16 protein-coding genes are annotated in these 21968 nt (G+C 38.2%); 11 read left to right on the forward strand and 5 right to left on the reverse strand.

Translation table 11 applies throughout. The annotated features are described in order from the left end of the window. Positions 1–63 precede the first annotated feature (63 nt). The 10 genes from hisS to ACM46_RS12020 all read left to right on the forward strand — a co-directional run bounded on the left by hisS (position 64) and on the right by ACM46_RS12020 (position 13995). On the forward strand, positions 64–1416 hold the full coding sequence (gene hisS, locus ACM46_RS11975; RefSeq protein WP_048506862.1) for a histidine--tRNA ligase: 1353 nt from the start codon (positions 64–66) through the stop codon (positions 1414–1416). Positions 1417–1637: 221 nt separating this feature from the next. After that, entirely contained in the window at positions 1638–2399 is a 762-nt protein-coding gene (locus tag ACM46_RS11980) for a GntR family transcriptional regulator (RefSeq protein WP_048506863.1), read from the forward strand. A gap of 62 nt (positions 2400–2461) precedes the next feature. After that, positions 2462–5791, forward strand: a complete 3330-nt coding sequence (locus ACM46_RS11985) for a glycoside hydrolase family 38 N-terminal domain-containing protein (RefSeq protein WP_048507159.1) — start codon at positions 2462–2464, stop codon at positions 5789–5791. A gap of 45 nt (positions 5792–5836) precedes the next feature. Continuing rightward, positions 5837–6784, forward strand: a complete 948-nt coding sequence (locus ACM46_RS11990) for an ROK family protein (protein WP_048506864.1) — start codon at positions 5837–5839, stop codon at positions 6782–6784. Between the two features lie 26 nt (positions 6785–6810). Further along, positions 6811–8565 carry a class I mannose-6-phosphate isomerase gene (locus ACM46_RS11995; RefSeq protein WP_048506865.1) on the forward strand — a complete coding sequence of 585 codons (1755 nt, stop codon included), beginning with the start codon at positions 6811–6813 and terminating at the stop codon, positions 8563–8565. 5 nt (positions 8566–8570) lie between these two features. Further along, the gene (locus ACM46_RS12000; protein ID WP_048506866.1) at positions 8571–9923 is read left to right on the forward strand and encodes a sugar porter family MFS transporter; all 1353 of its coding nucleotides are present in this window, start codon (positions 8571–8573) and stop codon (positions 9921–9923) included. A 243-nt stretch (positions 9924–10166) separates the two neighbouring features. Further along, positions 10167–11057 carry a PH domain-containing protein gene (locus ACM46_RS12005; protein ID WP_048506867.1) on the forward strand — a complete coding sequence of 297 codons (891 nt, stop codon included), beginning with the start codon at positions 10167–10169 and terminating at the stop codon, positions 11055–11057. A gap of 16 nt (positions 11058–11073) precedes the next feature. Further along, positions 11074–11910: an SHOCT domain-containing protein gene (locus tag ACM46_RS12010; protein WP_048506868.1), complete on the forward strand. Its 837-nt coding sequence runs from the start codon at positions 11074–11076 to the stop codon at positions 11908–11910. A gap of 11 nt (positions 11911–11921) precedes the next feature. Continuing rightward, positions 11922–12569, forward strand: a complete 648-nt coding sequence (locus tag ACM46_RS12015; RefSeq protein WP_048506869.1) for a GNAT family N-acetyltransferase — start codon at positions 11922–11924, stop codon at positions 12567–12569. Positions 12570–13200: 631 nt separating this feature from the next. Then, on the forward strand, positions 13201–13995 hold the full coding sequence (locus ACM46_RS12020; RefSeq protein ID WP_048506870.1) for a class I SAM-dependent methyltransferase: 795 nt from the start codon (positions 13201–13203) through the stop codon (positions 13993–13995). Positions 13996–14078: 83 nt separating this feature from the next. Here ACM46_RS12020 and ACM46_RS12025 read toward each other — a convergent pair whose 3' ends face one another. The 3 genes from ACM46_RS12025 to ACM46_RS12035 form a co-directional block, all read right to left on the reverse strand. Continuing rightward, entirely contained in the window at positions 14079–14315 is a 237-nt protein-coding gene (locus tag ACM46_RS12025; protein ID WP_048506871.1) for a YtxH domain-containing protein, read from the reverse strand. Positions 14316–14412: 97 nt separating this feature from the next. Next, complete coding sequence (locus tag ACM46_RS12030; RefSeq protein WP_048506872.1) at positions 14413–15255, reverse strand: isoaspartyl peptidase/L-asparaginase; 843 nt, start codon at positions 15253–15255, stop codon at positions 14413–14415. Positions 15256–15509: 254 nt separating this feature from the next. Further along, a complete protein-coding gene (locus ACM46_RS12035; protein ID WP_048507160.1) occupies positions 15510–16397 on the reverse strand; it encodes a cyanophycinase in 888 nt (295 codons plus the stop codon). Positions 16398–16599: 202 nt separating this feature from the next. Here ACM46_RS12035 and cphA point away from each other — a divergent pair, with 202 nt between their 5' ends. After that, positions 16600–19230: a cyanophycin synthetase gene (cphA, locus tag ACM46_RS12040; RefSeq protein ID WP_048506873.1), complete on the forward strand. Its 2631-nt coding sequence runs from the start codon at positions 16600–16602 to the stop codon at positions 19228–19230. Positions 19231–19598: 368 nt separating this feature from the next. Here the strand turns inward: cphA and ACM46_RS12045 are convergent, their stop codons facing one another. Both ACM46_RS12045 and ACM46_RS12050 read right to left on the reverse strand, forming a co-directional pair. Next, positions 19599–20780 (reverse strand): hypothetical protein, encoded by a 1182-nt coding sequence (locus tag ACM46_RS12045; RefSeq protein WP_048506874.1) that lies wholly within the window; start codon positions 20778–20780, stop codon positions 19599–19601. A gap of 324 nt (positions 20781–21104) precedes the next feature. Continuing rightward, entirely contained in the window at positions 21105–21938 is an 834-nt protein-coding gene (locus tag ACM46_RS12050) for a type 1 glutamine amidotransferase (RefSeq protein ID WP_048506875.1), read from the reverse strand. Positions 21939–21968: the final 30 nt, after the last annotated feature.

Below are 21968 nucleotides of genomic sequence, written 5' to 3' on the forward strand. Positions count from 1 at the left end.
ATATGTTTCGCAAAAGTCCTTTCAATTCCTTATTTTTGCATCTATCAAAATGACATACAGCAAATGAAGCCAAGCTTAGCAAGAGGAACCCGTGATTTTTCCGCGTTGGAAGTTTCAAGAAGAAGATATATTATCAATACTTTACAGAAGAATTTTGAATTATTCGGATTTCAGCCTTTGGAAACTCCAAGTTTTGAAAATCTTTCTACACTCACAGGAAAATATGGAGAAGAAGGAGACCGTTTGATTTTTAAAATATTAAATTCCGGAAACTATCTGGATAAGGTTTCTGCAGAAGAATTGCACGTGGACAATCATCAGGCATTGACTAAGAAGATTTCCGAAAAAGCTTTGAGATATGACTTAACAGTTCCTTTCGCACGATACGTGTCTATGAATCACGGTCAATTGGTTTTTCCTTTTAAACGGTATCAGATTCAACCGGTTTGGAGGGCCGACAGACCTGCAAAAGGGAGATTCAGAGAGTTTTATCAATGTGATGCTGATGTAGTTGGAAGCGAAAGCCTTTTACAGGAAGTAGACTTAGTTCAGCTGTATCTGAAATCATTCTCGGATCTTAAAATTCCTGTTACCATTCATATGAACAACAGAAAAATTCTTTCCGGACTTGCAGAATATGCAGGTATTACCGATAAACTGATTGAATTTACTGTAGCTTTGGACAAACTTGATAAGATTGGAAAAGAAGGCGTTGTTAAGGAATTATTGGAAAGAGAAATTGCTCAGGAATCTATTGATAAACTAGAGTTTTTATTCAACCAGACAGATGATGCCCTGGAAAACCTTCTTCAGCTGAAAGAAAAATTTGCAGACAGTGAAATTGGATTGAAAGGAGTGGAAGAACTGGAATTTGTTCTTACTCAATCTTTAAATCTTGGCGTAGATATGCAAAACCTTGTCTTCAATATTACGCTAGCGAGAGGTTTAGATTATTATACCGGAGCCATTTTCGAAGTAAAGGCAGATGAAGTGGCTATGGGATCTATTGGAGGCGGTGGAAGGTATGACAACCTTACAGAAGTTTTTGGTGTGAAAAATATTCCTGGGATCGGGATTTCATTTGGTCTGGACAGAGTTTATCTGGTGATGGAAGAACTTCAGCTTTTCCCTGAGGAAGCTACAACCAATGTAGAGTATCTGTTTGCTAATTTCGGAGGAGAAGAAATTGTAGAAGCCCTGAAGCTGATTATGAAGCTGAGAGAAAAAGGAATTTCTGCCGAACTTTATCCGGAGAATTCAAAACTGAACAAACAGTTTACATTTGCTGAAAAGAAAGGAATAAAAAATCTTGTTTTCTTAGGAGAAGAAGAAATCAAAAATGGAACGGTTACTTTTAAAGATCTTACTGCCGGAGAACAGAAAACAGTTTCTGTAGAGGAGTTTTTAGGTCTGTAAAAATTAAGATAACTAAAAATCCTGTTACAGGAGTTTATTCCGGGCAATTCAAAAGCTTAGTCTAAACTTGGGTAACAGGATTTTTTATGCTTTAATAATAAGGCTTTTTCTCTCAATTTTTCTCAATAATTCTTTTGTGATATTTAAAAATTAATAAACTTTTTTAAAAATTTTAATCTTCGAAAAGAAAAAATAATTACATTTGCTTCAATCTTATATGTATGAACATACCTACAAAGAATTTTACCATTGATCATAAAAGTAAGTTGCCTCTTCATGTGCAGGTAGAAGAGCTTTTCCGAAAACTTATCAAGATGGAACCTTTTAATAAAGGAGCTTTACTGCCTAAGGAAGTGGATTTGGCCAATCTTTGGGGAGTATCACGAAATACAATCCGTCAGGCAACCAATAAACTGGAGCACGAAGGACTTATTGTACGGAAAAAAGGAATTGGTACCCGCGTTGCGGAAAAGAAAAGCTTAGTAACAGGACTGGATCACTGGTACAGCTTTACAAGAGAGATGCAGGAAAAAGGAATTGAGGTCATTAATCTGTTATTAAAAACAGAAAACGAAACCCCCAACGAAACTTTATGTAATTTTTTTAACTGTACTCCGGAAAGAAAATTATTTAAACTCTCAAAATTAAAAGGTGAAAACTCAGATGAACCTATTGTTTATTTTGAAAGTTATTTTCATCCAAGATTAGGGGTCAGCAAGGAGGATGATTTTAATATTCCTTTATATACAATGCTTCAGGAACGTTATGGAGTAGTGGTTCATCGGTCCCGTGAAAATATAAGCGCCTGTAATGCAGGTACTGTGATAGGGAAAAAATTGAAAGTTCCGGCTTCTTTTCCTATTTTGAAAAGGGAACGTTTTGTTTATGACATCAATGGAAAGGCGGTGGAGTATAATGTCGGGTATTACAGGTCAGATAAATTTACGTATAGCATTGATATTACAAAATCAGCTGAAAATTAAAGGTATTTTCATATTTATATATGTTCAAACATTCTTACATATTATTTAAAATTATAAATCTTATGCAAAAAAAATATTTTACTTTATTCGTGTTTATTCTTGTATCGGGTAATTTTTTTTACGGACAGAAAAAAGTGCCGTTTTTTGGCCATATTGAGGCTGTCAACGGATATGCCCGTGAAATTAGCGGTGAGAACATCGGTTACTTCTCTGCATTCCCTGATTATGCGAACCAGGCATTACTTACCCGTGCAACAGATGGAGCTAAAATTATAGAATGGGAAACAGAAGCCGTACCGGGGAAAATTAAAGGCCCTTATATTTATTTCAGCTGGCTGGCATCTCATTCTTCAGGATCCAGCGGCGGAATACGCCATTTCGATCTTTCTATCAATGATAAAAAAGTACTTACTCTCACAACTTACCCCGGAAATAAAAATCCGGACTGGATTGCTAAAGCGGCAGACAGTACAGCTTTTGTATTTCATCAGACAAAAACAGACGGGCTTAAAGATTCTTACGGAATTGCTTATTTAAGAATTCCTCTTAATAAAGTAACCCCGGGAAAACCTCTGAAGTTAAAAATGACCGGAAAAGCAGAAAACAGCAGAGACTGGTTCATGACCTATAAATTCACCTTTCAGGAAAAAATGGACGCAGAAATGACTCCTTTTATTCTGAAAGACGGACGAAGAATGATTACACTGACCAGTCTTCATTTTGGAAAAGAACAAAAAATAACAGCAAAAATCAATAATAAAGAAACATTCTCTTTTAATATGGAGGATGGCATTAAAAGTTTTGAAATACCTGTATCTGTTTCAGAAAAGGAGAAATCCGTGCTGATAACGGTGACTGCAGACGAAAAGGAATTATATAGGAAAGATCTTGCTGTTGAAACTGTTGTACCCCGTACATTGTATTTTATTCATCATTCCCATACAGATGTAGGATATTCTCATTTGCAGGCAGAAGTGGCCAAAATTCATACCCAAAACATCTATGATGCGCTTAAAATGATAGAAGAGACACGCAGTTTGCCGGAAGAAGCCCGCTTTAAATGGAATGTGGAAGCCCTTTGGGATGTAGAAAATTTTATGCAGAAAGCCAGTCCTAAAGAAATACAGTCCTTTGTAAAAGCCGTAAAAGAAGGAAGTATAGGACTTTCCGCAATGTATGCGAATATTTTAACAGGGCTGAGCCAGCCTGAAGAGTTATTCCACTATACAGAATATGCTCAAAAGCTGGAAAAAGAATATGGCTTATCTATCAAAAGTGCAATGATGTCTGATGTTCCCGGATTTGCATGGTCTTTAGTGCCTGCACTCACTTCTTCGGGAGTCAAATATTTTTCCAGCGGTCCCAACTATTTAGGGAAAAGCAATCCTTATCTGGGAGATCGTGTCGGAAATTTTGTGAAAAGCTGGGGAGATAGACCGGTTTGGTGGGAATCTCCTTCGGGTGAAAGTAAAATATTATTCTGGACAGGCGGCAGAGGCTATTCTTCGTGGCATGGTATTCATCCAGGCGAAGTATTCGAAAACGGAAAGAAAAAAATAGCCGAATATCTCAATGATCTTACTAAAAGTCAATATCCTTACGATATCGTTCAGTGGCGATATAATATAGTGGCAGACAACGGCCCGATTGATACGTCGGTATCAAAATTTATAGATGAATGGAATAAAAAATATGCTTCTCCCAAAATAATTCTGAGTACCAATGAAAAAATGTTTGAAGCGTTTGAGAAAAAATACGGTAATCAGATTCCTGTCGTAAAAGGAGATATCAGCCCTTATTGGGAAGACGGAGCCATGTCTACGGCGAAAGAAGAAGGTGTAAACCGGAACAGCAGTCTGAAGCTTCAGCAGCTTACCACCCTTTACTCCATATTGAATCCTGAATTGTATGACCGTCAAAAATTCTATGAAGCATGGAAAAACGTTATTCTTTTTCATGAACATACTTGGGGAGCATTCAACAGTATTACAGCTCCTGACCTTCCTTTTGTTACCGATCAGTGGAAAGTGAAAAAACAGTTTTCTTCCGATGGAAATATACTGGCAAACCAACTGGAAGAAGATTTACTGAAACCTATAACCAGTCCTGCTTCAAAAACGATTGCCGTATTCAATACCTCATCATGGAAACGAAGCGGAACGGTGATTATGAAAAATAATCTAGACGGAAACGGACTGGAAGATGCTAAAGGGAATAAAATCCCTGTACAGAAGCTTACAGACGGCACAGTCGCATTTATCGCGGAAAACGTTCCAGCACTGGGATATACCTCATATAAAGTTATAAAAGAAGAAGTAAAAGGACAGAATCCGTTTTCTGTTTCAGCTAATGAGGTTTCTAACGGAAAAGTGGCTGTAGCATGGGATACAAAAACAGGAAGTATTATTAAAATTAAGGATAAAAGTGAATTTAATCATGCGGGGAGTTTTAATAAACAGGGACTTAACAGCTATTGGTACGTTCCGGGACTAAATCCTCAGGATGCTTTATCCAATACAGATACGAAAGTGAAAATCCTTGAAAATGGTCCTGTTGCTGTTAAAATATCCCTGTTATCAGAAGCTCCCGGAGCCAAAAGCCTTGAACGTATACTGACGCTGTTTGCAGACAGTGATGAGGTTTTTCTGGAAAATATCGTAGATAAAAAGCCCGTGCGTACCAAAGAATCTGTGCATTTCGGCTTTCCTTTTAATTCAGGATTTAAAGATATAACAGTGGATGCAGGATATGGGGTCATGAAATACCTTACGGACCAGCTTCCGGGATCTAATATGGATTACTGGTACAGCCGCCGTTGGGTGGATGCTTCTTCAGGAAAAAAAGGAATTCAATGGATGATGCTGGAAACCCCTTTAATTGAGGCATCGGAAATGATAGATGAAAGAATGATCATAGACAACAGCCATAAAAAGTGGAAAGATAAAGGAAATCCGGGAACAACCAATTGGTTCAGCTATGCCATGAATAATTACTGGCACACCAATTATAAAGCAGATCAGGAAGGCCCGGTGCATTATCACTATGTGCTTCGTCCGCATGATGCCTTTAATTCTGTAGAAAATGAAAAAGCAGCTGCTCAATTCACTCAGCCTCTTACCGCTGTTCCTGTTAAAGATAAGTGGTCTTCAGGAGAAAGCCTGTTTCAGATGAGCAATGATAGAATTGTTGTTACGTCTGTCACCCCGGAGAAAGAAAGAAGTTTCGTCATCAGATTGTATAATCCGGATGAAAAAGAACAGTCAAGTACTTTGTTATGGGAAAAATTAAAGCCTAAAAAGCTGATTATTCTTAAAACAGGAAAAGTTTTTTCAACTAATGAAAAAATAACGCTTGCAGGAATGGATGTAGTAGAAATAAAGGTAATGCCTTAATTCTATGCTGTGTTTTTAAAATAGGATCAAGTCTGAATAAAAGTTATGTCAAAACCAGTGATCACAATAGACATGGGTGGAACCATGATCAAAATTGGAATTATAAAAGAAAATATCCTAATCTCTTCGGTGTCCATCAATGCTGATTCCGGAAACGGGCTCCGAGTGAGATTACCTCACATAGAAAAAGCTGTAAAAGAGGCATTGGCCCGGCAACAGCTTTCCTTTAAAGATATGGCAGGGCTTGGGATAGCTTCTCCGGGTATCGTGGACAGTCATCAAAAGAAAATACTTTCCATTGATAAAAAATTTGGCGATGCTCCGGATATCAACTTAGAGGAATGGTGCTGGCAGGCATTCGGTCTTCCTTTTACCATAGAAAATGATGCCCGCGCTGCATTGTTAGGCGAATGGAAATATGGAAGAGCAAAAGATTATGATAATGTTGTTTTAATGAGTCTGGGGACAGGTGTGGGAACTGCGGCTGTAGTGGAAGGGAATCTGCTGAAGGGGAAACATTTTACAGCCGGAATATTGGGTGGCCATTTTGTGATTAATTATAAAGGGACAATCTGCAATTGCGGAAACAAAGGCTGTGTGGAAACAGAAGCTTCTACCTGGAAGCTACCTTCAATAGCGGGAGAAAATAAGGCGTATTCGGAAAGTAAACTGAAATCTTTGCCTTCTGTAGATTATAAAGCGGTTTTTCAATTGGCAAAAGAAGGTGATTTAGCAGCTGCAGAGATCCGTGAACAGAGCTTACAGGCATGGGCAGCATGCGCTATCAGCCTTATCCACGCTTATGATCCCGAAATGCTTCTGCTTACAGGTGGTATTATGGGTAGCGGTTCTTCTATCGTGCCCTATATCAGAAATCAAACGGAAAAACATGCCTGGACTCCCTGGGGAAATGTGAAAGTTGAAACAGCAGTATTTCCGGATTCTGCAGCGCTGTACGGCATGGCCTATCTTGTCAGCAACATCAATAAGTGAAATAAAATGAATGAAATAGAACAATAATGAAATCGAATTACAACAAATTTCCTGTAATACCCATAAAAGATCATACCTGCATTTCCGGCTGGGAGAACGTTACGGATAAAATAAAAGAAGGCATCCCCGGAATTATAGCTGTTGAATGTTATCCCGGAGTTTTTGTGGAAGAAATCATAGCTGAATTCAAAGATCTTTTAAACCCGGCTTTGATCATTAATACTTCAGAGGCGATGAAACCGGAAAGTGAAATCAGCAGCATGGTAGAGCCTTATGTAACCGATGATCCTGTTTTTGGGTATATGACCTCTCTTGAACTGGAAGATTATTTCGATGAGGTGAAAATAACTGCCCTGAAGAAAGAAATAGATACTACCGACGGCTGCGTGGTTATTGTGGGGCCCGGAGCACTTCTGCTGCATAACCAGCCAAAGTTGATACTGTATGCAGATATGGCACGCTGGGAAATTCAGAAACGGTATCGAAATAATACCGCCTGTAATCTGGGGAAAACCAACTATACTGAAGCTTTTGCCTATCAATATAAGCATGCTTACTTTGTAGACTGGCGTGTATGCGACCGTTATAAAAAAAGGATATTCAGAAACTGTCATTTTATTCTGGACACCACAAAGCCTCATCAACCCAAAATGATTAGCGTCAATGCAGTGCTGGATGCTTTAAAACAAACGGTTAGTTCTCCCTTCAGAGTGGTTCCTTTTTTCGATCCCGGTCCCTGGGGCGGGCAATGGCTGAAAGAAGTATGCGATCTTGACAGAAGCCTTCCTAATTACGCCTGGGGCTTTGACTGTGTTCCGGAAGAGAACAGCCTTTTATTAGGATTTGGGGATGAGGTTGTAGAAATCCCCTCCATAAATTTAGTGTTTTTCCAGCCGGAAGCTCTATTGGGAAAACAGGTATACGAAAGCTTTGGCGATGAATTTCCGATTCGCTTCGATTTTCTGGATACCATGGAAGGTGGCAATCTGAGTCTGCAGGTACATCCGTTGAAAGAATATATAAAGGAAAAATTCGGGATGAACTATACACAGGATGAAAGTTATTATATGCTGGATGCCGGGGAAAATGCCTTTGTATACCTCGGACTGAAAAACGATATAAACCCGGAAAATATGATGGCTGATCTTGAAAAAGCACAAAGTACCCAGACTGCTTTCGATGCCGATCAATATGTACAGAAATGGCCTGTCCGGAAACATGATCATGTATCTATTCCTGCGGGGACGGTTCATTGCTCGGGAGCTAATTCAGTAGTTCTGGAAATAAGTGCTACCCCTTATATCTTTACATTTAAACTCTGGGATTGGGAACGAATGGGGCTTGATGGAAAACCAAGACCCATTTCTCTGGAGCACGGCAGAAAAAATATACAGTGGAACCGTGATGCATCATGGACCGAAAAGAATATACTGAACCTTACAGCACCGATTTCTGAAGGTGATGGATGGCGGGAAGAGCGAACCGGACTGGATGAGTTGTCATTTATTGAAACCAGACGGCATTGGTTTAGTAAAAAAGTAATACATCATACAGAAGGTTCTGTGAATGTTTTAAACCTGGTTGAGGGTAGGGAAGTGCTTGTAGAAAGTCCGGATGAGAGTTTTGCTCCGTATATTGTACGCTATGCTGAAACTTTTATAGTTCCGGCTTCGGTAGGAACGTATACCATTACACCATATGGCGAAAGTGAGGGGAAGGAATGTGCAACTGTTAAGGCATCCATTCGTATGGATAGGATGAAAGAGAAAATCTTAAAATAATAAATATGCAGCAGACGGGAAATTCTAACATTATTTATAAAGCCGTGCTGGTAGCATCGGTGGGTGGTTTGTTATTCGGTTATGATACCGCTGTCATTTCCGGGACTATTGGTTTTATGCGGACTTATTATCATTTGTCTGATGCTATGACAGGCTGGGCGGCTTCATGTGCCTTGTTGGGATGCCTCATCGGAGCTATGTATTCAGGAATGCTGAGTGACAAGATCGGCCGGAAAAAAGTTTTAATGATTTCCGCTCTTTTGTTCGCAATTTCCTCTGTTGGTACCGCATTGGCTCCCGATCTCTGTATTTTTGTTGTTTTCCGTATTGTTGGCGGGATGGGAATTGGGATCGCATCTATACTTTCGCCCATGTATATTTCAGAAATGGCTCCGGCAGCTATACGCGGGAGGCTCGTCTCAATTTTTCAGCTTGGGATTGTGACCGGGATTCTGGTTATTTATTTTGTGAATGCCTATATTGCCGGAATCTACAATGAAAGCTGGAATATTTCTCACGGTTGGAGATGGATGTTTGGCTCAGGAATTATTCCTTCATTAGTTTTTATAGCACTGCTCTTTACTGTTCCTGAAAGCCCGCGATGGCTTGCAGAAAAAAAGAAAAACAAAGAGGCTTTATCTATACTTTCTCTTATTCATGGAGAAGAAAAAGCAGTGGTAGAGCTTGATTACATTAATCAATCATTAAAAGACACCCTTCCGTTTTCGTTTTCCCATCTGAAAGACTCAAAGTTGAAAAAAGCGCTTGCCATAGGAATTCTGCTGGCGGTATTTTCGCAGATTACAGGAATAAATGCGGTGATGTATTATGCTCCCGAGATATTTAAATCTACAGGGGTGGGCTCAGGATCTGCTCTTTGTCAGACGATTATTGTGGGAGCGATTAATTTGATTTTCACTTTTGTGGCTATAAAATATGTTGATTATTGGGGCCGGAAATCTCTTCTGATCTACGGAATTACTGGGATGATTATTTGTTTGGGGATCATAGGAACTGCTTTTTTTATGCAGGTGCAGGGAAACCTGATTCTTATTGCGATACTGGGATATATCGCCAGCTTTGCGATGTCGTTGGGACCGCTTACTTTTGTTGTTATCTCTGAAATATTCCCTAACAGAGCCCGTGGTACTGCGATGTCTGTCGCTACTTTCTTTCTTTGGCTGGCTGTTTTTGCCGTTTCACAAACTTTCCCTGTGTTGATGGGCACTTTGGGAGCTGCATATACATTCTGGCTGTATATGGCAGCCGCTGTCATTGCATTAATCTTTGTATGGAAAAAAGTTCCTGAAACAAAAGGAAGAACCCTTGAAGAGATAGAGGAAGACCTGATCCGGTAACGAAATAATGGTTAAAAATAAAAACAGATTTTTTATAATTAATACACAGTTTTCAAAGCAGATTGAACAGATAATACATGAAAAAATAAGTATTCAAACGAAAATATAAGTGACAGATTCTAAAAATTACTTACTTTTAAAATATAAAAGATGAAGTAAAACTTTCTGTTGGTCATATGCATTTAAAGTATAGCATGAAGCAGAAGTTTTATGCTACAGATAAACTATTAAACATAAAACCAAATGAATACCGAATGTGCCTTATGTATAACTCCGCTTACCGCCATGGATACGCTTTTGGGCGAAAACAAACTGGCAGACGGAGGAATTCTCTGCAATAAATGCCTGAATAAAGCAACCAATGTTAATAAAGATCTTGTCTCCGACCTTGCCAATTACAGCATTGTTCAGATAAGAAATATGGTATTGACTGATGCCGGAGAAGAGAAAGAAGAAGTAGAGAAAGTGGAAGAGGTAATTATTTCCCAGCCCCGCATTGTTCCGACGCCTTCTCAAAGTATCCAGTTTACGTATACCGCTGATGCACCTACAAGACTTGATGAAATTAAGGATCAGATTGTGGCAACAACTGCTAAACTCAGTATTTTTGTGGACAGGGAAGTAGAAGAGCTGGTAAACATTCTTGATAAAAATGAAAAATTGATTGCAGTTGCAGAAGGCAAATATCTTTATAATGATCTGGAAGGGATTGTAGTCTCTACGGAAAAAAGAATTATTTTCATTAATAAAAAAATTCTTGGAGGAGTCTTTGAAAACGAATTCCCACTCCATAAAGTCAGTTCCATACAGCATGATACAGGTCTGATATCTTCAACACTAAAAGTTTATACCCCCGGTTTTACTGCCGAATTTAAACTGCATTTAAAAAGTGCAGCCAAAAACTTTTCTGAAGCTGTACAAGACTTTATAGGAAGCTCCGGATCGCAAAAGGCTGAACACAAGCCGCAGGAAAGGAAACCGGAAACCGTTGAAATACAACAAAATTCTGAACAAAAAGAAGATCCTGCCATCATTTTCGAACAGCTTGAAAAATTGGGGAAACTTAGAGAATTAGGAGTTCTTACAGAGGAAGAATTTGCCGAACAGAAGAAAAAACTGTTGGCAAGACTTTAAAAAAGATAACAGAAATATGAGCAATACCTGTACATTATGCCAGTCAGAACTGGTGTCCATGGATACACTTTTAGGGGAGAACAGGCTTTCGGATGGAGGAAAACTGTGTAATAAATGCCTGGAAAAGGTAAGCGGAATCAATCAGGAGCTTCTTTATAATCTTCATGAATTTAGCATTGATGATATTAAAAGCTTAGTTCAAAATACAGTTACGGAACAGGAAAAACCGATTGAGAAGAGTGAAGAATTGAATATATCCATATTTGAAAATGCAGAACCGGGTTCAATGCCCCGTGAACTTTATAAAAGAAGGCTGAAGGAAATAAAATATGAACTGATACAGGTGAATGCCAACCTCTCCATGTTTACGAAAGGCGAAATAAAAGAATTGCCACGGATACTCAATACGGGTGAAAGAATTATCGCTGCAACGGATGCTCAGCTTTCAGGAACTCTGGATGCAGGAATACTTCTTGTAACCCATCACAGAATGGTTTCCGTATCAAAAGGAGTGTTTTCTGCGCTGAAAGTGAATGAATATTTAAATGAAGTTATCAACGAGATCAGCATTGTAAAAAATCCCCTATCTCCTGTTATTAAGATCCATATGAAAGAGGGCGTTGTAGAATTTGAATGCTTCTTTGATAAAGACGATGCAGAAAGGTTTTACAGCAGTATCGAAAAAATTTATAATACCCCAAAATCTGAGAAACAGGTAACCGAAGTTAAAGAAGTTTCTTCAGAACATATTTTTGAACAACTCGAAAAGTTGGGTAAATTAAGGGAAAACGGAATACTCACAGAAGAAGAGTTTGCAGAGCAGAAAAAGAAACTGTTGGGTCAACTTCCATAAATATAAAACAGATGATTACAGACAATGTATCTAATGATCTGGTAGAAAAATGGCTGAAAGGATGGTCATTGTCCAGAAAGCTTCCCCTTCCGGTAAAATATAAATCAGGCTTTAAAGTAGAAGTGGGAGAAGAACAGCAGAAAACACGGTATGTTTTTTCCACAATTACCCATGATTTTATCGAACTCTCCAAGCAGATCAATGAACCGTGGATCTACCTTAAAGTATGTGCTTCTTCTCATGAAGTGAGAAAACAGATACCTGAAAAGTGGATTATACAGCCTCCCGGCTACATGATGTGCTGTTTCGGACCTATGAAAAACCCTGAAATCAATCTTTGTGAGGGCTACTGGCTGGAATACGAAAAATATCATTCCACAACCGTTTGTAAAATCATAGCAGAAAATGGTGAACAGGCTTCTACTGGCCGTATTGTACTTGTGGATGGCGTGGCTGTTTATGACAGGATTATCACAGAAGAAAAGCATAGGAGAAAAGGACTTGCCTCTTTTTTAATGCAGGAACTTGAAAAAACTGCTTCAGCGCAAGGTATTTCCAATAGTTTTCTGGTTGCTACAGAACAAGGAAAGGCTCTTTATGAATCAAAGGGCTGGAAGCTGTACAGTCCTTATACCTCCATTGTCATTCCCGGCATTTGATTTTTTAAATACCAGTCTGAGTCTGGTCAATAAATACAATCTTCTTTGTGTTTTTCCAACTATAAAATATATAAAAAGATCAATCTCAATAAAAATTCAATAGGAGTGGGCTTTAGCCCACTTATCAAAATGACCACCTCCATCATGGCTTTAGCCAAAATTTAAAATGAAATTACACCGGACCCCATTTTATCGGAGAGAATCTTATGCTTTAAAATCTCCATAATCATCATATTTCACGTTTTTTGCGCTTACCAAAATAAAAGAATAATCGATCTCAATAAAAATTCAATAGGAGTGGGCTTTAGCCCACTTATCAAAATGACCACCTCCATCATGGCTTTAGCCAAAATTTAAAAATGAAACTACACCGTACTCCATTTTATCGGAGATAAAAGCTTTGCGTCCTTAATAACATAAAGCATGTAAAAAAATCTTGCGTCCTTTGCGCTTTTCCAACTATAAAGAATACAATCAAACGATTGCCGGGCCAGATATTTTCAGTACTAATTATGAAAATTCGATAAATCTGCATAATCTGTTTTGTATATTTCATTATTAAGAGAAATAAATTCAAAACAGCTTCAATAATTAAAAGTATTTGATATATTAGCGTAAAAATAATAATACCATGGAAAATTACCTGGAAATCAATAAAAATTCCTGGAATGCCAAAGTAGATCCGCATCTGAAATCGGATTTCTACTTTGTAGATGAATTTCTCAAAGGACGAAGTTCGTTAAATAGTATAGAAACAGAGCTTTTGGGCGATGTGAAAGGCAAAAGTATTCTGCATCTGCAGTGCCATTTTGGGCAGGATTCTATCTCTCTTTCAAGAATGGGAGCAGACGTTACGGGAGTAGATCTTTCGGATAAAGCGATTGAAACGGGAAAAGATCTTGCACAGAAATGTGGAACCGATACAAAATTTGTCTGTTCGGATGTCTACAGCCTGCAAAATGTTCTGGATGAAAAATTTGATATTGTCTATACCAGTTACGGAGTTGTCGGATGGCTTCCCGATTTAAATCGGTGGGCAGAAGTCATCAGTCATTTTCTAAAGCCTGGCGGGCAGTTTATAATGGCTGAATTTCACCCGGCCGTATGGATGTTCGATGATGATTTTACAAAAATAAACTACAATTATTTTAACGAAAGCCCTATTGTAGAAACTTATGAAGGAACTTACGCAGATCAGTCGGCGGATATTGTTCAGGAATATGTTATGTGGAACCATTCTTTGGCAGAAGTACTGCAGAGCCTCATTAATAAAGGAGTAGAGATACTGATCTTTCAGGAATTCGACTGGTCGCCGTATCCAAGCTTCAAACACGTAGAGGAATTTGAAAAAGGAAAATGGAGAATTTCTCAGTTCGGTAATAAAATGCCTTTGGTATACAGTATTAAAGGAGAAAAAAGAAAATAATCCTCATAAAAAAGTCATCATAATCCGGAGATTATGATGACTTTCTATATATATGAATGTTAAAAAAACTAACTACTCTTATCTTAGCTTAATGAATCTTCAGCTTTTGTTTTAGCTTCATCTACTTTGTTCTGAACCTGGGATGCTACATCATTAGCCTTCGTTTTAAGATCATTTCCCCATTTGTTCAAATTGTCTTTAGCAGTATTGATTTTGTCTTTTACTGCCTGCTTATCCTCTTCACTGGAGTTTTTGTATTTCCAATAAGCTAAAGCGCCGATACCTAATAAAGCTAACAATCCTTTTGTTTTATTTCCCATGATTTCTATTTTTAAAATGTTGTATTAAAATTTGTTATTAGTAAACATGTAAAATACGTGCCAAAAAATTAAATGGAATTATAAATAAATGTTAAATTTATTGAAAGACTTCAAATTTTTCTCCATCATAACTGGCGAAAACCATAGTAGGGTAAGAATCCTGATGATACATCTTTCCATCTTTATCAATGGCAATGGCTCCGGCAAATCCGTCAATGGTTTTAAGTTCATCAAATGTTTTGGTAAATGCCTGTTCTAGTGTCATTCCGTCCGTAGCTCTTGTGACAATTTTTGCTGCTGTAGCATTGCTTACGATATCTTCTCCTACACCTGTACAGCTTACGGCACAAATGGCATTGGCATAATTTCCGGCCACTGTAGCCGAGTCTGATATTCTCCCCGGAATTTCAAAACCTTTTCCTCCGGTAGAGGTGGCTACAGCCAGTTTTCCGTCTTTATCAAGGGCTACGCAGCCTACCGTTCCTTTTCCTCCATTATTCAGTTTAGCTTCATACTCACTTCTCCGTTGAGGAATTTCAGTTGAGAAATTTTCAAAACCATGCTCAGATGCATATGTTTTAGCCCCATTTCCTCCTAAAACCCTGTCGTCTTCATTGATCAGCTCTTTGGCAACCAAAACAGGGTTCTTTACATCCTGAAGATTGATGACACCACTCAGTCTTTGAGTTTCTCCATCCATAATGGCTGCACTCATACGGATCACTCCATCGCTCTGTATTTGGGAACCTATCCCTGCATTATACAGAGGATCGTCTTCCAATAGGGAAACGGCGTAAGCTGCTGTATCAAAAGCAGAATGAGTCTGAAGGTATTCAAAGGCTTTCTGAGCGATATGTTTTAAAGAGTTCTGTTTGGCTGTCTTTACTTCATGGCTTTGATCGCTTTCGGAAAAAAAACCGCCGTGGATGATTATTTTCATAAGAGTTTTGGGTTTCGGGTTTCGAGCTTTGGGATACGAGTTTTTCGAGGTGCGGGATTCGGGATACGAGATTCGGGGTTACGAGTTATGAGATTGGGTATGAGTTTTAAGTTTTTATTTTTCAGAAAGTTATTTTTTTAATTAATAACTTTTTGATTTAAGAGTAAAATTACTCACTTTTAACAGTAAAGAACTTTACCAACTGTATTCAACCCGAATCCCGCACCTCTTATCTCGTAACACGCACCCCGCAACTACCTATCCTGTGGTATCGGATTAAACTGTGAATTTTCTATCGTCAGTTTTTTCGTGGTAAGATCGTAATGGTCATTCATAGACATCACGTGTACGGTAAGGTTGTCGATTGAAATAGGCTCTCCAAGATTGATATTTGTAAGGTTGGTATCTTTAATAAACCTTCCGTCTACAAGGATCACAAGTCCGGAACCTACAGCAGTCATTACTTCGTTATGAATGAAAAGACCGGTATCTTCACCCAGCCCGATTCCTAAGGTTCTCGGATTGTTCACTACCGCCTGGAAAAGACGCCCGATTCTGCCACGCTGTACAAAATGGGTATCAATGATCACATTATCTATCAGGCCAAGCCCTTGTGTTGTTTTAATTTCACCTTTAAGAAGAGATTCTGAGCTGCTTCCCTGATAAATCATATTTTCAGAAGCTGCTGCAGCCCCGGCAGAAGTTCCGGAATAAATAAAATCCTGTTCCTGATATTTCAGCAATATGGTATCGTGAAATCTGGTTCCGCCAAGAATGGAGGTCAGCCGGAGCTGATCTCCGCCTGTAAACATCACTACATCTGCTGCGTTGGCTCTTGCCGTCATTGCATCAGAATTGGCTTCGTCACGGTTGTGGATATCAAGGATATTTACATTTTTGGCTCCTAAAAATTCAAAAGCCTTTTTATATTCTGTTCCTACAATCTGTGGGATCTGAGATGCTGTAGTTACAATTTCAATGACAGAGTTTTCCTTATGCTTTGATTCATTAATGATCTTTCGCAAAATACCTCTTTCAAAGAAATTCAGATTTTTTTCAATGTTCTGGTCAAAATCGGTTTCTGCAAAACTTCCTTTGTTTACAGCGCCTCCGATAATAATTAATTTTCCAACGGGTTTCATCATAGGGTACAAATTTAAAAAATAATTAATATTTGACGAAATTCATACCACATTTTAATTGATTGTTAATGTTTTAGGATTGTGAACTTTTTTTAATGCTTTTTTGAGAAATCTTTAAATGTGGTATAGTTTCGTTTAGGGTTTTACATTATCTTTGATTTTTGAAGGAGTTATTGTTAACTGATAAAAATGCAAATAGATTATGAAAATTGAGAAGATACAGGCACTACGCGGCCCGAATATCTGGAGCATCAGACGGAAGAAGCTGATACAGATGAGATTGGACCTTGAGGAAATGGAAAATTATCCTACCAACAAAATTGACGGATTCAGAGAAAGGATTGAAAAACTGATCCCATCACTCATTACCCACAGATGTTCGGAGGGAGTGGAAGGAGGTTTTTTTCACAGAGTGGAAACCGGAACCTGGATGGGGCATGTGATAGAACATATAGCGCTGGAAATACAGACCCTGGCAGGTATGGATGTAGGATTTGGAAGAACGAGGGAAACCAAAACTCCGGGCGTTTATAATGTAGTTTTTAATTATATTGAAGAAAATGCAGGGATCTATGCCGCTGAAGAGTCGGTGAAGATTGCTGAATCTCTTATTGAAAACAAAGAATATGATATCCACGCATGTATTCACAAGCTGAAGGAAATTAGGGAGCGTGTCCGTTTAGGCCCTTCTACGGGAAGTATTGTAGAGGAGGCCGTTTCCAGAAAAATTCCATGGATCAGATTGGGAACCAATTCTTTGGTTCAGCTGGGATATGGAGTAAATCAGCAGCGTTTTCAGGCTACGATTACCGGAAATACAAGCTCTATTGCCGTAGATATTGCGTGCAATAAGGAATTGACCAAAAAAATGCTTCATGATGCCGCAATTCCTGTTCCTATCGGTGATTTGGTGGTAGATGAAGAAGATTTACAGCATGTCATCAGAAAAATAGGATACCCGATTGTTCTTAAACCACTAGACGGAAACCACGGCAAAGGTTCTTCTATTAATGTAAACGATTGGGAAGCCGCAAAAATAGGATTGGAACATGCCCAAAAATATTCAAGAAAAGTAATTGTTGAAAAATACATTACAGGATATGATTTCAGAGTATTGGTCATTAATAATAAAATGGTGGCTGCAGCCAGAAGAGTTCCTGCTCATGTCGTAGGTGACGGAGAAATGAATCTTCAACAGCTCATCGAAAAAGAAAATCAGGATCCGAGAAGAGGATACGGACACGAAAATGTTCTTACGGAAATAGAAGTGGATAAAGATACTTTGGAACTTCTTGAAAAACTTCAGTACACCCTTGATACGGTTCCTCAGAAAGGGGAAGTTGTTTACTTGAAATCTACAGCCAATCTTTCTACCGGAGGTACGTCCATAGATGTTACGGATATGGTTCATCCGGAAAATATCACGATGGCTGAAAGAATTTCTAAAATTATAGGTCTGGATGTCTGCGGGATCGATATTATGGCTGAAAACTTGACGCAGCCACTGAAAGAAAGTGGTGCAGCCATCATAGAAGTGAATGCTGCTCCGGGATTCAGAATGCACCTTGCTCCAAGTGAAGGACTTCCAAGAAATGTAGCCGCTCCGGTGGTTGATATGCTGTACCCTCCGGGAAAACCTTTCACTATTCCCATTATCGCAGTAACCGGAACAAACGGAAAAACAACGACAACAAGACTGATCTCACATATTGTAAAAAGCAACGGTTATAGGGTAGGTTTTACCACTTCCGATGGTATTTACATTCAAAATACAATGCTGTCGAAAGGGGATACTACAGGCCCGCTTTCCGCCGAATTTGTTTTAAAAGATCCTACCGTAGAATTTGCTGTACTGGAAACGGCCAGAGGGGGAATTCTGCGTTCAGGTTTAGGATATTCGCAGTGTGATATTGGTGTTTTAACCAATATTGAAGAAGATCATTTGGGAATGAATGATATTCATTCGCTTAAAGATCTGGCTAAAGTAAAAAGAGTAGTTCTGGACAGTGTAAAGAAAAACGGATGGAGCGTTCTGAATGCAGATAATGAGTATTCCATGAAAATAGTCAATGATCTCGACAGTAATGTGGCGATCTTCAGCATGGATGAAAATAATCCCCATATCGTAAAATTTGCTAAAGAAGGACGTATTACCTGTGTGTATGAAGAAGGTTTTGTAACCATTAAAAAAGGTGACTGGAAGATCAGAATTGGGAAAGCCAAAGATTTTCCGATTACCATGGAAGGTAAGGCCCGGTTTATGATTGAAAATGTACTGGCTGCAAGTTTAGCGAGTTATCTGTATGGTTTTGGAATTGAAGATATTTCAAACTCTCTGAGAACTTTTATTCCAAGTGCACAGCTTACACCGGGAAGACTGAATGTATTTAAATTCAAAAGCTTTAAGGTTTTGATTGATTTTGCTCACAATCCTTCAGGATATGAAGCAATTGAGGATTATCTTAAAAACGTAGAATCTACTAAGAAAATTGGTATTATTTCCGGAGTAGGAGACAGACGTGACAGTGATATCAGAGAATGCGGGAAAATTGCCGGAAGAATGTTTGATTACATCATTATCAGAAATGAAAAACATCTGAGAGGAAGAACTGAAGATGAAATCAACGGACTTATTATCGACGGGATCAATGAAGCCGGAAGAGATGTAAGCTATGAGATTATTCCTAAAGAAATTGAGGCTTTGAAACATGCTATGGGAATGGCTGAGGACGGAACGTTCATCACAGCTTTAAGTGACGTTATTTCGAATGCCATTGATCTTGTCCAGGAATATCAGGCGCGGGAACTCTTGGAAGACGATAAAAATTTATAAAGTAAATAATCTATACTAAAACGGCTGAGTTTTTCAGCCGTTTTTATTTTAAACAAAATAGGATAAGAATCTGCTATATCTGTCTGATCTGCGAGAGATTTTTAAATGCAAAGTCTGATGAAAATTATGTTTTAGTTTAAAGGAATACTAAGAAGGCGATAAACCATTGATGAAGCTACATGGATACAACATTCGCTTATTCGAATCAATGAAATTGATTCTGTCTTTGCTTCCCTTAAATATGCAACTTTAAGATCAATCTTTGCGTTTAAAAAAATATAGAAATAAAATCCTTATTCATAACAAATCCCTCTGAGTTCAGAAGGATTTGTTATTTAATCAAAGTTTGATTGGTTTATTATTGATGGCTATTCCCCAAAAAAAGCATTAGAACTGCCAATCCATATGGCATCTTTCTTGTTAAAATCCACATTTACCATGGCGGCTTTTGTCATTCTTCCCAGGTTTTCGAGTAGAACAGGGCGGTCTTCATTTTCGTGCCAGATATAAAGAAGACGGATTTCTGCTTTTGAAAATTCTCCGTTGATGTCTTCGAAGATCGGTTCATAGGTTACTTTTCTCTGCAAAATATAGTTTTCTTTGTCCTCAATAGCTTCCGTGATTTCTTTTGTCGGATTTAAATTGACTCCGCTTCCCGCGAATGAAAATAAAGGCTTCAGAACAAAGTTTTCCAGATTTTCGTGCTCAGGAAATTCATGCAAGAAATAGCTTTTAGGAACAAACTGGTGTTTCAGCATAGGAAGAAGGAATTTGGAGATCTTGAAGAACCAGTTAGGATGGGTGATCCATTTTACATCAATGTCTTCACGGAAATCAAAGCCTGCTTTCAGATCGGGAATTCTGTCGAGTTCATCAAAAATAACACGGTTGTAGATTCTTTTGATTTCAACAAGCTTTCCGTCATTTTCATAAAAAAGTTTCCGGTCTTCTTTTTTTACTTTTGTCAGGCATACTGTTTTTATTCCTAATAACTGTTCTGTTAATGCAAAATCTATAGCTGTTTTTTGTTTTTCAGGAAATATTTCAAGCAGGATAACATGTTCCGGATTTTCGTCTCCTACAATCAATTTTTTCAGATGGTTTTTAAATTCATCATGAGGCATTTTATTTTTGATTTCCGATAGAAAAGGGTAGACTTCACAGAAAGTGTCTTCAAAAGTCTTTTGAAAAGCATATAATGAAGGAAAAGCTTGTAATTCTATAAGTTGTGGCTCAATTTCTCCGTTTTCGCTTCGGCAGATACCAAAGTCTATAGTGAAAAAATGAGGTTGGTTGGTATCATGAGGAACCCTGCAGTTATCGGGAACGGCTTTATGAAGCACTTCAGCGGGAAGTTCTTTGATCTGGTCAATAATACTTTCGCTGGCGTCCAGAAGTTTATTTTTAAATTCATTGGAAAGAAAGAGCGGACTTTCCGAAATTCTGAATGCCGGAGTAATGCCTCCTTTTTGAGCAAGGATTTCTTTAAGCTGGCTGTATTTTTCCTGTGAAAATTCCTGATTAAACTGTTTTCTGTATTTTGGGATCATATTTTTTCTTTGTGATTTGATTTTAAAAAATCGAGCATTTCTGCCCGATTTCTATACATTTTAATTTTAGCTGATTTAAAACAAAGTTTAATATCAAACCTTAGACAGATTTAACCACAAAAGTCACAAAAGTTTTGAACATTTCAGGCTACTTAAGATAGTTTGATAATGCATGAAAAGTTCACATAAGATGAAAATGAAAGGTTTTCAAAAAAGCTTAGGTGTTCTTGTCAACACTTGCAACCGTTACTTAATTGTTTAAAACTTTTGTGACTTTTGTGGTTTTATATTAAATCAATTTATTTTTAAATCCGCGTTTTCTCTTTATGCTAAAACTTCACATTCTTTCAAAATGTTTTTTTTTGCAGACTGAAGAAATCTTGGCAGGATCTGGCTTCTGGTCAGGATAATTTTGTCCTCATCATCTATTCTGTCTACCGTTTCCAGATATTTCTCCATTCCGAAGTTTTCAATCATGGCTGTTTTATTCTTTTCGTCCTTCAGATTTTCAATCATGCCTTTAGGATCTGCTTCCGGGTGAAACTGAGTTCCGAATATTTCATCGGAGAAACGTACAGCCATCACCGCTCTTTCCAGATTGATATGAGGCCTGAATTTTTCAATAGCCGTAATTTTCATACCCAATTCATCAAAACGGTCCATGTCCGGCTCAATGAACTGATAAGCTCTTGAATCTACAGCATAGAATGGGTCCTGAAGATTTTTGAACAGGAATTCCTGCTCGCCTTCTTCCGTTTTGTGAACGGGCATCACGCCAAAAGAATAAGATTTTCTCTTACATATATTTCCCAGTTTCCAGTGGATACTTGCCAGTTGGAATGAATGGCAAATCAGGAAAAGATATTTTTTATCGGCGTTATTGGTATTGTGTTCAAGAACGGAATCCAGAAAATCTGCATACCGGTCTTCCCATTCCAGGCCTTCTCGGTGTGGATTTCCCGGGCCTCCTGAGGAAATAAAGATATCAAAGTCTCCAATGTCCGGCATTTCATTTTTAAACCTTACATCAAATGTTTTGATGATTACATTTTCTTCAGAGCTCTTTTGGAATGCCTCCGAAATTTCTTTAATATTTCTAAAGCCTTGATTTACATGATTGTTGTTCATGTCCAGCAAAGCGATTCGAATATCTTTCATACTACTTCATATTTTTTGCAAAGTTACCAA

Source organism: Chryseobacterium angstadtii, from assembly GCF_001045465.1.
Classification (GTDB): Bacteria; Bacteroidota; Bacteroidia; order Flavobacteriales; family Weeksellaceae; genus Chryseobacterium; species Chryseobacterium angstadtii.

Bases quoted from the DNA above. Each gene is read 5' to 3' on its own strand.
- ACM46_RS12030 (WP_048506872.1), bottom strand. From the start codon at position 15,255: ATGAAAATAATCATCCACGGCGGTTTTTTTTCCGAAAGCGATCAAAGC.
- ACM46_RS12045 (WP_048506874.1), bottom strand. From the start codon at position 20,780: ATGATCCCAAAATACAGAAAACAGTTTAATCAGGAATTTTCACAGGAA.
- ACM46_RS12050 (WP_048506875.1), bottom strand. From the start codon at position 21,938: ATGAAAGATATTCGAATCGCTTTGCTGGACATGAACAACAATCATGTA.
- ACM46_RS12010 (WP_048506868.1), top strand. From the start codon at position 11,074: ATGAGCAATACCTGTACATTATGCCAGTCAGAACTGGTGTCCATGGAT.
- ACM46_RS11980 (WP_048506863.1), top strand. From the start codon at position 1,638: ATGAACATACCTACAAAGAATTTTACCATTGATCATAAAAGTAAGTTG.
- ACM46_RS12035 (WP_048507160.1), bottom strand. From the start codon at position 16,397: ATGAAACCCGTTGGAAAATTAATTATTATCGGAGGCGCTGTAAACAAA.
- cphA (WP_048506873.1), top strand. From the start codon at position 16,600: ATGAAAATTGAGAAGATACAGGCACTACGCGGCCCGAATATCTGGAGC.
- ACM46_RS12000 (WP_048506866.1), top strand. From the start codon at position 8,571: ATGCAGCAGACGGGAAATTCTAACATTATTTATAAAGCCGTGCTGGTA.
- ACM46_RS12025 (WP_048506871.1), bottom strand. From the start codon at position 14,315: ATGGGAAATAAAACAAAAGGATTGTTAGCTTTATTAGGTATCGGCGCT.
- hisS (WP_048506862.1), top strand. From the start codon at position 64: ATGAAGCCAAGCTTAGCAAGAGGAACCCGTGATTTTTCCGCGTTGGAA.
- ACM46_RS11995 (WP_048506865.1), top strand. From the start codon at position 6,811: ATGAAATCGAATTACAACAAATTTCCTGTAATACCCATAAAAGATCAT.
- ACM46_RS11990 (WP_048506864.1), top strand. From the start codon at position 5,837: ATGTCAAAACCAGTGATCACAATAGACATGGGTGGAACCATGATCAAA.
- ACM46_RS12005 (WP_048506867.1), top strand. From the start codon at position 10,167: ATGAATACCGAATGTGCCTTATGTATAACTCCGCTTACCGCCATGGAT.
- ACM46_RS12020 (WP_048506870.1), top strand. From the start codon at position 13,201: ATGGAAAATTACCTGGAAATCAATAAAAATTCCTGGAATGCCAAAGTA.
- ACM46_RS11985 (WP_048507159.1), top strand. From the start codon at position 2,462: ATGCAAAAAAAATATTTTACTTTATTCGTGTTTATTCTTGTATCGGGT.
- ACM46_RS12015 (WP_048506869.1), top strand. From the start codon at position 11,922: ATGATTACAGACAATGTATCTAATGATCTGGTAGAAAAATGGCTGAAA.